The sequence below is a fragment of the Mesorhizobium sp. LNHC232B00 genome, from assembly GCF_000502435.1.
GTDB classification, from domain to species: domain Bacteria; phylum Pseudomonadota; class Alphaproteobacteria; order Rhizobiales; family Rhizobiaceae; genus Mesorhizobium; species Mesorhizobium opportunistum.
This window is the reverse complement of the sequence record NZ_AYWP01000015.1, coordinates 98,328-110,367: the sequence shown is the minus strand read 5'-3', so window position 1 is coordinate 110,367 and position 12,040 is coordinate 98,328. Positions and strand designations below refer to the sequence as shown.

10 protein-coding genes and 1 pseudogene are annotated in these 12,040 nt (G+C 60.0%); 1 reads left to right on the top strand and 10 read right to left on the bottom strand.

The features are described from left to right. Positions 1-40: 40 nt before the first annotated feature. The 7 genes from X743_RS1000000173470 to X743_RS149900 all read right to left on the bottom strand — a co-directional run bounded on the left by X743_RS1000000173470 (position 41) and on the right by X743_RS149900 (position 6,960). Positions 41-382 (bottom strand): hypothetical protein, encoded by a 342-nt coding sequence (locus tag X743_RS1000000173470; protein ID WP_245264259.1) that lies wholly within the window; start codon positions 380-382, stop codon positions 41-43. 304 nt (positions 383-686) lie between these two features. After that, positions 687-2,459 (bottom strand): DEAD/DEAH box helicase, encoded by a 1,773-nt coding sequence (locus X743_RS149875; RefSeq protein WP_023766885.1) that lies wholly within the window; start codon positions 2,457-2,459, stop codon positions 687-689. Continuing rightward, positions 2,449-3,975 carry a hypothetical protein gene (locus X743_RS149880; protein ID WP_023766884.1) on the bottom strand — a complete coding sequence of 509 codons (1,527 nt, stop codon included), beginning with the start codon at positions 3,973-3,975 and terminating at the stop codon, positions 2,449-2,451. The genes X743_RS149875 and X743_RS149880 overlap by 11 nt, the downstream gene beginning before the upstream one ends. After that, the gene (locus X743_RS149885) at positions 3,972-4,691 is read right to left on the bottom strand and encodes a hypothetical protein (RefSeq protein ID WP_156934463.1); all 720 of its coding nucleotides are present in this window, start codon (positions 4,689-4,691) and stop codon (positions 3,972-3,974) included. Before X743_RS149885 ends, X743_RS149880 begins: the two co-directional genes overlap by 4 nt. Positions 4,692-4,783: 92 nt before the next feature. After that, the gene (locus tag X743_RS149890; protein ID WP_023766882.1) at positions 4,784-6,127 is read right to left on the bottom strand and encodes a hypothetical protein; all 1,344 of its coding nucleotides are present in this window, start codon (positions 6,125-6,127) and stop codon (positions 4,784-4,786) included. Between the two features lie 66 nt (positions 6,128-6,193). After that, positions 6,194-6,589, bottom strand: a complete 396-nt coding sequence (locus tag X743_RS149895; RefSeq protein ID WP_023766881.1) for an XRE family transcriptional regulator — start codon at positions 6,587-6,589, stop codon at positions 6,194-6,196. Beyond that, a complete protein-coding gene (locus X743_RS149900) occupies positions 6,589-6,960 on the bottom strand; it encodes a type II toxin-antitoxin system RelE/ParE family toxin (protein ID WP_023766880.1) in 372 nt (123 codons plus the stop codon). The genes X743_RS149895 and X743_RS149900 overlap by 1 nt, the downstream gene beginning before the upstream one ends. Positions 6,961-7,023: 63 nt before the next feature. Here X743_RS149900 and X743_RS1000000173465 point away from each other — a divergent pair. Further along, positions 7,024-7,263 (top strand): annotated as a pseudogene (locus X743_RS1000000173465) (ABC transporter permease); the annotation flags it as partial. A 136-nt stretch (positions 7,264-7,399) separates the two neighbouring features. Here X743_RS1000000173465 and X743_RS149910 read toward each other — a convergent pair. The 3 genes from X743_RS149910 to X743_RS149915 form a co-directional block, all read right to left on the bottom strand. After that, complete coding sequence (locus X743_RS149910) at positions 7,400-8,623, bottom strand: MFS transporter (RefSeq protein ID WP_031257913.1); 1,224 nt, start codon at positions 8,621-8,623, stop codon at positions 7,400-7,402. A gap of 57 nt (positions 8,624-8,680) precedes the next feature. After that, on the bottom strand, positions 8,681-10,117 hold the full coding sequence (gene rpoN / locus X743_RS0136455; RefSeq protein WP_031257912.1) for an RNA polymerase factor sigma-54: 1,437 nt from the start codon (positions 10,115-10,117) through the stop codon (positions 8,681-8,683). 69 nt (positions 10,118-10,186) lie between these two features. Next, positions 10,187-10,720, bottom strand: a complete 534-nt coding sequence (locus X743_RS149915; RefSeq protein WP_023766875.1) for a peroxiredoxin — start codon at positions 10,718-10,720, stop codon at positions 10,187-10,189. Positions 10,721-12,040: the final 1,320 nt, after the last annotated feature.

The following is a 12,040-nucleotide window of genomic DNA, read 5'->3' as shown; positions in this document are numbered from 1 at the left end:
GCCTAACTGGTCGCAACTGCTGAAAATGGATCTGACTGTCCTAAAAGCGCTCATCGGAGATGCCGGTCTCGCCAACCAGAAAGCGCCACGTATGGTGGCTATCGCCAACCAACTCGCCCGAGACTTTGGCGAGGTCACACTCGAACCGCTCCGACGGATGACGGACAGAGACGCAGAGACTTTCCTCACGACGCTGCCCGGCGTCGGACTGAAGACCGCGAAGTGCGTGCTCATGTACAGCCTCGGTCGCGAGCTGCTCCCGGTCGATACGCACGTTGCTCGCGTGTCCCGCCGACTGATGCTTGTTGGAGATGCGCCGAGCCGGCTTTTCGTCGCGAATCTGGAAGCAGCGGTGCCGCCGGACTGTCGGTACGACTACCACGTAAATGTACTCCAGCACGGTCGAGAGCTGTGCCGACCCATGCGTCCCAAGTGCCCAGAGTGTCCCCTTTGGGCACTCTGTCCCTCAGCGGGATACTCCCAGCGCCAAAGCAATGCGGGTTGACAAGTTGCTGGTCGCACCAAGCCACCATGCGGAGAGCCGCGACAACCCTTCTGCCCGGGCGGACGTACAGGTGTAGGCGAAGCGCGGGAAAGTCACGGTTGCTTAGTCTAGAACCCGTCAATGACTGCCAATGTGTCCGTCAGTCGCAGCGCGTCGTGCTGTTGACTTGGCACACCCATTATCAATCTTTCATCAGGAGGTCAGCGGCAGCTCGAGCCTCTTCCAAGAAAGTATCCCGGGTGGGCGGAGGGGTGACCACGTCTCCGAGGAGCGACTGTGCGGCCAGTTCCTTGGTCACGAGCCGCTCATACTCCTGGATCTCGAGGGTCTTGTCGCAGAGCAAGATGAGATACTCAACGTCCCGCTGCTGGCCGCGCCGATGGATGCGATCGAGACTCTGCAGGTAGTGCGCCGCTTGGTTGGACAGCGATTCGTACACTGCAAATCTTGCACGGTGTAGCGTGAGGCCGGCACCCGCAGCCGCCGGGTTGGCCACCAAGATCATCGACTCGTTGTCCTCCTGGAAGCGGCGGACCGTCTCTCTACGCGTGTCGATGTCGGTAACCTGCCCGTCGTAGCGCATGGCTCCATGCGCCTTATAGCGCTCGACAATGGCTGTGATCGACTGCGTATAGAACGACCACACCAGCACCTTTTCGTTCGCAGACATCAACCGGCTGACCACGGCGTCTAGCGCTTCGAGCTTCGCGGGCGTCTCGCTGTATGAGGGATCGATCGCAGAGGGGTTCGAGCACAGCTGGAGGAGCGCAGATCTGCGGGCGAGGAAGTTGGCGTATCGACGCCCGAACTCCTTCTCGTCGGTCTGCTCGATATCGGAGACCAACTCGTTAAGGGTATGCTCGTAGAGGCGTCGCTGCTGCCGGGCGAGCGGGACGAAGATGCGTTGAAAGCTCTTCGCTGGGAGGTCGGGCAAGACCTCCGCCTTCAGGTGTCTAGTGTAGAGGCCACGCTTGTCGATGACGGACTGCACGACGGGAGCTGCCTCCGCTCGATCAGTAGGGACTTCGACACCTTCGAAGGCAAGGCCGAAGTCGACCAGGCTGAACTGCTGGACAAGGTCCTGTGGAGCATTCGGCGCGGGCGTCCCGCACAGCACGTAAGCGCGACCACACCACTCCCTGAGCCGCCGGATGGCGCGGGTTCGCCGCGCGTCCATGGACTTGATAAAGAACGACTCGTCGACTGCGAGTACCGTCCGGCCTGGACGGCTGCGGAGAAGTGCGGAGAGTTCTCCCTCCATGCTCACCGCAGTTTCGAAGTTAGTGACCAGTACCTCGGGGTCATCCTGCAAAACACGACGCTTCTCGCGTGCAGACCCTGAGACCACTGCTGTGCGGTAGAGGTCTGGCCTAAACCGCCCGAAGTCCTTCGGCCACTCGGGCACCATGCTCTTGGGCGCAATGATCAAGACGCGATCAGCCTCATTCCTAGCGGCAAGAAGGTCGAACGCGTAGATAAGGGTGACTGTCTTGCCCGCGCCCTGCTCGTCGAAAACGCAGAGCCCGAACCCCTCCTTGATCGTCATGGCCGCGACATTAAGCACCTGATGCGCGTCGAGAACGGCGAGACCCGCGCTGTCCTCGACCTCAGCCCGGGCCGCGCCCGACCCCTCAGCCTTGAGCCGTTGGACGTGACGCACCGCTACGTCGAAGACCTCGGAGGCACGACGCCTGTTCTCAACGAAGCGGCGTGCCTCCGGAGTCCACCGCAGGATAAGATCGTCAGTCCGCTCGAGTTGACCGGCAAGCTGGTGCGGCACGAACACTCCGTTCGCAGAGCGCCGCACCGAGTTGCCTCCACCAAGCGCGGCCTTAACAGTGGCTAACAGGCCTAACGCGTCTCGGGAGTCTCTCTCGGTTAAGTACAGACCATCGAGCCCGTCGCCGACACGTACATCGGCGGCGGTCTGACCAACCCACTGTTCATCCCGCATGGTGGGCTTCGCTCGAGGTCGACGCATCGGAAGGCACGACGTAGCTCTCAACAAGCTTTAGTGCTCGATACAGGCGGTGAAGGTTCTCCTGGGAGAGCGCATCGGGAGGGCCTGGCCGAAAAATCTTGACCGGCGCGTTCTCGAGCCATTTCGTGAAGACCTCTACGCGCTTGTTGGCTCCGACCGTACGCTCGACCTCTCGATTTGCTTTCGAGAGCGCGATCCCCGTATCGATTAGTTGTTGCCCCTCCTTCCGGTTGCGCTGTCCGGCTTCACGGAAACACGCCATAGCCTCATCATCTAAGGAGACGGCGCGTAGTTCGCGGATCTGGTTCCAGTTCTTAAACTTGTCGTCGTACAGCAGGTCGTAGACGAGGCTCTTGAAGCTCTCATCGTCGTTCAAGGCTGCGAGCACGCCATTACGCCGACCTTTCCCGAGCTCATCGAAGTACTGAAAGTACTTCTCTGCCTTATGCTTGACGGCGTATTTGTCCTTCTTTCCTTCCGTGACATGGTAGTCTTCGAACTCCGATGCGAGTTCAATCATCCCGACATAACGGCTGACCTCGTCCGTGGCGATCGCGAACTTGCGAGCGATCGCCCGGCGGATATCCTTCTGCCGTGCCGGCGCTGGATTGGCGCGTCCTTCTAGCGCGAGGAGGGCCTGCCAGTGTTCGTAGACCTTCCGCGCCTTCACGTACTGAGGCCAGTCCTGCTTGTGATCTGGCTCGAAATTGAGCGACACGATGACTGCCTCGCGGTCGTCCTCGGTTGCGTGTTCTGTCAGCTGCCATACCTGCACCCACTCGGCGCGTCGCTTCTGGTCAGCGTCGAAGTCGTTGCTGTTCAAAATGAAGTAACAAGCCGTGATCCGACGGTTGCCGTCCAGGAGGTTGCCTTCCCGGTCGATTATGGGGGGTTTGCGGACGCCGTTTGCCGCAATGCTGCGTGCCAGCACTTCAATCTCGAACTGGTCGTCCTCAGCGAGCCCTGGCAGACTCATCTTCCCGAGCATGATCGCCAACAGCTCGTCTGCCTCCGGCGTCCGACCATGGACTTGGAAGAATTGGTTCAGGTGGATATCGATACGTTGGTTCTCACCCCAAAGATTGATGTCACGCGTGCGGACGAAGCCCTCCCATACCGGGACGCTCCGTTCGTGGAACACAGGCGTGGGGCGGATGGGTCGCGGTTGGACTCCGTTATAGCTGACAAGCTGTATACTTGGCTGGTCGGCTGGGCTCTGAGGGCGGAGTGCGACACGCACTGCCTCGACGCGGTCAATGAGCGTGTCGATATCCGCCGTCATCTGTGCTGCAACCACACGATCCTCGCGCGCCTCGGCGCGTTCGCGCATCACCGTGAGCACGCGACCAAGCAGGGTGCGAGCCTCGTCTCGGTCGAGAGGCTGATCGAGGCCAGCCTGCAATACGTCGCGGACGATGTTCCCCATGTCGGCAGAGACGCGCTCTGCTGCAGCGATAAGGTCGCGGAACTCATTGGAGAGGTCATTCATTGGTAGGTTTCCTCTTCGATATTCTCGGCGTTGTCGTTGGCGCCCAAGTCGGACGGGATTTCTTCGGGCAGTTCGATCCCATGGGTTCGAGCGGCGGTCTTGAGCCGGTCGAGCCCGCGCGACATGAGCGCGCGCGCGGCGTCCCGGCCAATGCCGAGTGTGTCAGCGACAACTTCAGCAGAGAGGTCGGGTTCGCCTGCCTCGACAGCCTCGATGACGAGTTCCATCACGTCCCGAACTTGACCGTGACCGACCGCGCTGAGCAGTTGGCGTGCGAATCGCACTGCTTCGGTCCGCCGGTATTCGGCAAGGTCGTCGGCCTCGCGTCGCTCGTCGGGGGATAGTTCGATCTCGCCGGCGCAGTCCGACGCGTCATCGATCTCACGCATATCGAGGTGGCCGCGGTTCCATCGGCCGTTCGCGATGTTGTCAGCCGCCTTCCAGAGCCAGGCACCTATGCTGCCGACCCTGCGTCCTGTCGAAACAGCGGAATACGCGCCTTCGACCGCCTCGGCGACGCTATCGTCGACATCGGCCGCGGGCAGTTTGGACCATTTGGACTGGAGCATACGCTTCAGACCGGCGAGGTAGCCACTCGCATGAAGCGCCTCGATCATGCCTAGTGCGTCCTTCGCCTCGGCTGCCTTCTGGGCTTTGGACAAGAAGGCAAACGCCTTGGCGACGGGATCTGATCCCGGGGGTTCTTCCTCGTTCAACCTCGCCGTCCCCTTTTTGCGAACCAGCGGGTTGCCGGTCACCTACATACAGTAGTCTAGGGGCGAAACAGGGTCAGCGGGAACGCAGCGAATCAAGGCTTAGGAACCCATTTTGCGTAAAAGCTCTTCGAGCCCGTGGGAACCGTCTTGGCATCAACGAGAGCGACGAGCGAGCGGAACCGCTTCTCGCAGCCGCTGTTCGATGTGATGCGACTTGCCACGAGGGTTGAGGCCTTCGGTAGATCCAGCATCAGCTTGACCTCGTTTGGCGAGAACGACTTCACCATCTCATTGTAGGACGGCGACGCCGCGTTCGAGACGCCGTATGAGTTGCCAGTCGCTGCCGTCACGACTGCCTCCACAAAAGTGGCCTGCGCTGTTTCCGGAACGCGGTTTTTCCGCGACAGCTTAAGGAGCCGATCGGCGAAGGGCGGCTCGTTGTGGAAGTTATCCCAGCCATTGTGCACACTTAAGAGCTTCCTACTCGCTGATGTGAAGATACTGTGAACCTCGGCTTCGCTCAGCAGCGACAATTGGCCCAGCGTCTCGAAGAACTGCAGCGAAGCCTTCTGACGGGCTTCGTCGCCTTTTGCCTTATAGTCCTGGTGTCGATCCACCAGCGCCGACCTGGTCCGGGGGCTAAGGTCGTTACTGAAGGATTCGCAGATTGCGATGGCGTTCAGGCGGGCTTCCTCTCCAGACGCTGGGTCACAGTAGATGCCGTGTAACATGACGAAGATCAGTTCGCGCTGGGCCTCGAATGTTTCCTGGATACGGCGTTCCCATTCTTGTCGTTGATCCTTCTTGAACTTCGTTGCTTTCAGCGCGGCGAGCAGGGACTTTGTGTCCACCCCCTTAGGGTTGTGGGCGCTCGAGAGCGCATGCTTCTGGCAGCGGCTTAGGAAGCTCAGGAACTCGTCTTCGTCGACCGTCCCCGCAGCTGGGTGTGCGATAGAGAAACTGTTGCGTGTGGCCCTGCACTGATCGAGGAAGAAGAAGTCGTCGTCACCGATCAGGTTGAGCTTACGGCAGAGGTCGAGCAGCTCGGCGTCCTTGAGGTCGAGGAGCGTGTCCTCGTCGAAGGACTTGTCGTCGAGGATCTGAGGGACGACGTTGATGCCGAACCGTCGCACCTTGTCACGCAGTTCCACCACGGCCGCGTTCCAAACGTAGTTGATGGCTGCGTCGAACAGACCGCTGGCGACGGCGACACACATTTTGACGATCCGCTCATCGCGCAGGTGCGGAGGGATCTTCTTGATCAGGCGTGGGAGCTGGGACCAAGCATGGGCGATCTGGTCGTCCTCGGCGAGCACATTGCGAGGGACTCCCAACGCGGCGGTAAGTTGGGCTAGCATGGGCGAGGAGAGAGGGGTCACGTCGGGCAGTGTGACGGCGGGCAGGTCGGTCTTTGGCTTAACTAGGACGTTGCTCATACCTACTCCTTGCATCGACGAGACCATCTCGCCCCATCGGTAGTCTTTAGCCGAAACAGAGTGAGGTCAGCCGGCGCGTGCGGCCTTTGTGCGACTACGTCCACCTGCCGCTCTTTTAACGCTACGCACGGAGACGGCTTTGGGAGCCACGACGTCGCCGAGCCGCTCTATACGGAGGGGCGCGCGCGAGGGAAGGCGAACGACGAGTTCGAGTTGCCCCCCGATCGCCTCGACGTAGCTTTTAAGAGTAGACAAGTACATGTCGGCTTGTTTCTCGATCTTCGAGACCGAAGGCTGCTTGATCTTGAGGACCGAAGCGATTTCGGCCTGGGCCTTTCCAGCGGCACGCCGCAAATCGCCGAGACTCTCGACTTCTCCCCTTAACTCTTCGAAACGCGCGTCGACCCGCTCCCGACGATCCTCGGGGAGCGCAGCGATTAGGTCGTCAAGCTTGCGTCCCATCACTTCTTCACCTTCTTCGCCGCCGCCAAACGGTCGAGATGCCCTTGATAGCGCTTGTCCGCCTTGGCGATCAGACTTTTATAGAAGCGCTTCTCACTCACGCCCGACTTATCGCCGGCGACGAGCAGGATCGCCTTCCGCTTCCGGTCGAATGCGAACGCAACCCGCCAGACACCATCATCAGCGTCGAAGCGAAGTTCTTTCATGTTCGCGAACGACGAGTCATTCAAGGTATCCGCATGCGGTCGCCCCAGCTGGGGCCCGAACACACCGAGCAGCTTAGCCGAGGCCAATAGCTCATCTTGGACTGTCTGGGGCAACGCCTCGAACTCCCCATCGAACTCATCGCCAAAAACGACTTCCCAAGTCATATATAGCTCCTAGGCTATGCGGTCAACATCATCAAGCTGCCGAAGATAGTCTGCGGCCGAAACAAGGTGCGCGCGGTCGAGGGTAATCCGGCCGCCGTTGACACGACTGGCAATTCCCGACCTGTCTGCGCTATTCGAGCGGCATCGTCACCGGCGTTCTGACGGGCATGGCCGGCGCGTAGCTGTCGCTTGCCCAGAATCCGGCTTGTCGTGAAGGATATGACCGCCAGCAAGGGTTCAATCGCGCCGGCAGCGCTCACCGTCGCCAAATGGAAACCGGTGCCGGCGAGGTTCGCGTGTCTGGCGGGAAGGTCGCGTGGCCCGGAGGTGAAGCCGGCGAGGCGCTTGCGCTGGTCTATGCGTAATCGAAGCGCCGCGCCGTGCATGCGATTGGAACTCTCGTTCCGCTGCGCTGCTGAGATCTCTCCTGTCAGGCGGTCTAGGTTTCGCGCTTCGGGCCGAGCAGGAAAACTATGAGGGCAGCGACGAACGTGGCAACAGCACTGTAGGCAATGGCGCTGGTAATCCCCGCATTCTCCACCAATAGTCCGCCGAAAATCGCGCCGGCTGCTATTGCCACTTGGAATACTGTGACCAGCAGCACACCGGCGCTTTGGGCCTGCTCGGGAACGGCCCTCCGTACCATCCACGTCTGCAATCCCACTGGCACCGCGCCGAAGGCAAACCCCCACGCGGCAACAGCAATCGCCGAGGCCAAGGCCGATGCTCCCGCCGTCAGCAGCGAAACAGCGGCTAGCGCTATGAGCAGCGGTGCAAGGGCCGCGACTGCCTTGAGACTGTACTCGGCCAGAAGCCCGCCGGCCAAATTGCCGAAGAATCCGCCGATGCCAAAAGCCAGCAACACAAGCGAGATCGTCTCGACATCCAGCGCGGGAATCTTCTCAAGGAAGGCGCGGATATAGGTGATTCCGGCGAAGTGGCCGGAAGCGACCAGCAGGACAACCAAAAGCGCAACCTTGACCATCGGAATCTTGGCCACATCCAGCAGGCTTCGGAAGCTAGCCACTCCAATCGGAGGCAGTCTCGGAATGGTTATGAGTTGCACGAGCAGTGTAGCGGCGGCGCCGGCTGCGGCGAGCATGAAGGCGCTTCGCCATCCCCAGATATCGCCGACATAAGCGCCGATTGGAGCTGCGCAGACGGTAGCTACGGAAACGCCGGTAAGGATGATCGACATAGCGCGCGGCAGGAGGTGGCTTGGAACGAGCCGCATCGCCAGTGCTGCCGACATCGACCAGAAGCCTCCGAGCGCTATGCCGAGCACGACGCGTGCAGTCAGGAGAACCGCCAGCGACCACGCGCCGGCCGCCAGAACGTCCGACAGGATCAGCAGCAGCGTCATGGTCCACATGACGGTCCTGCGGTCCAGGCGCTTTGTGATGATGGCCACCGTCGGCGCCGAGATCGCCCCGACGATAGCTGTCGCCGTCATCGCCTGTCCAGCCGCTCCCTCGNCCTCGCTGATACCGAGATCATGCGCGAGGGGCGTGAGCAGGCTGACAGGCAGAAACTCTGCCGTGACCAGCCCGAATGTGCCCAAGGAAAGCGAAATGACTGCACCCCATGCGGGACCAGACGGTGGGACGGGCTTTTCTGGGTCGTGCAGAACAGCGTCCATGACGCCTGCTGCGGATTGGGTCATGAACGAAGTCTCCACTTTGATGCAATGCAACGTGATGTTGGCTGCCTTGACCCAAATCTAAAAACACAAGCGCATTTCCCGGCGGCGTTGCACGGAGGAGGGGATGTTCATTGCTTCGCGATATTTTGTGACGGTGCGGCGCGCAACATCGATGCCGGTTTCCTTCAGCCGGACAGCGATGTCCTCATCGGAAAGCACGTCGCCGGGAGATTCTGCGGCAATGATCGCTTTGATCCGATGCCGGACAGCTTCGGCGGAGTGCGCATCGCCGCCTTGGCAGGACGCGATCGCGACGGTGAAAAAATACTTCAGTTCAAAGACTCCGCGCGGGGTAAGCATGTACTTGTTCGAGGTCACCCGGCTTACCGTAGACTCGTGCACGCCGATCGCGTCAGCGACGGTTCTAAGATTGAGAGGCCGCAGGTGGGCGACGCCATGTTCCAAAAAGGCATCCTGCTGACGCACGATTTCAGCCGCAACCTTAACAATGGTCTTGGCGCGCTGATCGAGGCTGCGGATTAGCCAGTTCGCATTTTGTAAGCATTCGTCGAGAAATGCTTGATCTTTCGAATTTTGGGCAGTTTGACGCGAGACTTCGGCATAGTAGCTTTGATTGATCAGCAGCTTTGGCAGCGTGGCGGGATCAAGTTCGATCTGCCACCCGCCTTGCGGCGAGGGCGTGACCCAGACGTCGGGTATGATTGATTCAGACGCACCGGATTGGAATCGGTTCCCAGGCTTGGGATCGAGCGCCCGAATCTCATGCATCATGTCGAGAAGGTCTTCTTCATCGACGCCGCAATGCTGCTTCAGTGCCTCAAAATCGCGTCGTGCGAGCATTTCAAGATTGGCAACCAAAGCTGCCATTGCCGGGTCGAGCCGATTTCGCTGGCGCAACTGGATCTCGAGGCATTCTCTGAGACTTCGCGCAAAAACTCCCGGTGGATCAAATTGCTGCAAGGTTCCGAGAACCCGTTCCACAACAGCCTCATGGACATTCAGGCTCTCGGCCAGCTCCAAAAGGTTTGCCCGAAGATAGCCAGTGTCTTCCAGATCGGCGGCAAGCTGGCCAGCGATCAGCCGCTCCTGTGGTGTGAACGCAGTGAGGGCGATCTGACGAGCGACATGGTCGTGCAATGTTTCGGCGAGGGTGGCAAACTCGTCGAGGGAAGGGCCATTGCCCGGCGGGTTGTTGGTCGTGTTGCGAAGTGATTTCCATTGCCCGAGCCGTTCAGGCGAACCTCCCCCGGTCGGTCCTTCAACGGCGTTTGCCCCAGGGCCGACAGGCTGATCCGCTCCCGAAATCGAAACGTCGTCAAAAGGCCCGCCATCGCTTGATAAAGATTCCAAGAGCGGGTTCTTCTCAATTTCCCGCTCCACGAACTGATGCAGTTCAGTATGCGCCAGTTGCAGCAAGCGAATCGACTCAATGAGTTGAGGCGATGCCACCATGGATTGCTTCTGGCGTTGAAGCAGGCTTGCTGAGGATTGCATGGTGAGCGCGATAATCCTGTCGAGGAGCCTCTTGGGGCCGGCACTGGCACCAGTGAGACGTTTTCTAGGTCAAGCGGCGGCTTTCAGCGTTTCGAGAACGTTTTGCGGGGATGAGACGCCATAGGGGTCGGCCTCGCAGTTGTCGGAGAAACCTTCCTCCTCGAACCAGTGCTCCACCACGCCATTGTTGATCAGGGCGGCGTAGCGCCAAGAGCGCATCCCGAAGCCGAGATTGTCCTTGGCGACCAGCATGCCCATTTTGCGTGTGAACTCGCCTGAGCCATCGGGGATGAGCTCGACCTGCTTCAGGCCCAAGGACTTCCCCCACGCATTCATGACGAAGGCGTCGTTGACTGAGAGGCAGTAAATCGCGTCAATTCCCTCCTTCTCAAACTCATCATAGAGCTCTTCGAACTGGGGCAATTGGTAGGTCGAGCAGGTTGGTGTGAAGGCGCCAGGCAGCGAGAACAGGATGACCCGCTTGCCGGCAAAGTAGTCGTCAGATGTCTTTTCTTCCCAGCGATATGGATTTGGCCCCTGGACTGACTTATCGTGAACGCGCGTGAGAAAGGTGACGAAGGGAACTTTCTTTTGAACTGTCATCAAGTTGCTCCTAAAGAAGAAAACTGCCGTTGAATTCTGGCATAGGCTGGCGCAATTCCGAGCAAAGGCTCGTATGCTCGGGCACGGAATGAGGGCCTCGGCGGCTCGCAACTTCCTTTTCCATCCCGACGGATGGGAACGTCTTGGCGGCTGGTCTTGGCCACGCGAACGCAATCGATCTGAGCGAGCTGGAGACCGTCGAGCCGCTTGCTTTCCACGGCTATGGCGCCGGAAGCGGGATCGGTCACCCGCGATCGTGCCCGGGGAAAAGGGATAGCGGCCGGCAGTAGCCAATATCGCAAGCATGTGGCGACCTGAAATGTCACTTCACGCAGACTCGGGTCACTGGACTGGTTCAGCGTGTTGTCGTGTGGCTGTGACCCGCCGGCCTTGGCTTGGGTGACCCTTTGACGGGGCCCTTGGGCACTCCCATGCTGAACAGAACCGGTAAACGGCATTTGCGCGAGCGGCCCGTGTTGGCGTGCCGGCATCGGACCAGCCATGCGCAAAGCGGCCACCGAGAACGGCCTTCCGGAGGAGACGATGTCCCGATGTTCAGCGGGAACGGGCACCGTCTCCTCAGGCCACTGTCTAGAGCTTCGCGCGTCGGGCATGGTGCAAGTCGCTTTCATCGTAATTTGATGGTGCTCTAACCAGGAGCAGCAAGCGGCGTGCCATTTCAAATAGAGGTGCTGTTGGACCGCCCCCTTCTTCTCGGAGGCCGTGTCTTAGAAGACCGGGAGCGCGCTATGCCGCCTCGTCACATAGGCAACAACGATGCTGTATGGTGCGGATATTCGGCGCTTCAGCCCCGGCTGGGCAAAGAAGAACCGGAAGCCGAGCCGATGCACCACCTGAGGCTGGCGGGCACTCCAGTCGTAGCGTGTGCCGCTAGCGTTCATGGGTGCGCAGCACGGCTATCGCGAACACGCGCCTCTCGCAGCAACATGAGCGCGCGCTCTTGGGCAAGCGCCTTGGCGCCGTGAGGATCGAATTCGCCAATCGTGTCTGTTTGCCGCCCTCTTATGTTCGAAACTGGACCAGAATGTCGCAGGCCCGACCTAAAGGTCGCCCGAGGCGTTCTGTCCGACACTGTTCCGTCGCCTTTGTTGGCCCGCGACACCGGCTTATTTCGCCTAGTTCTTCTCTGGCCTCAGGCTAAGCCGCTGAGAAGCTGCCACGATTTTTTTCTGCTGCGGCCAAATTGGCACGAGATTTGAAGCACCTTCGTTGCGGGCCGGGAGCCGCCGACCGACTTTCATTTCGTGGATGACACGAATGGAACGAAGAAAGAAAAGCAAAATGTCAAATCTGCGTCGG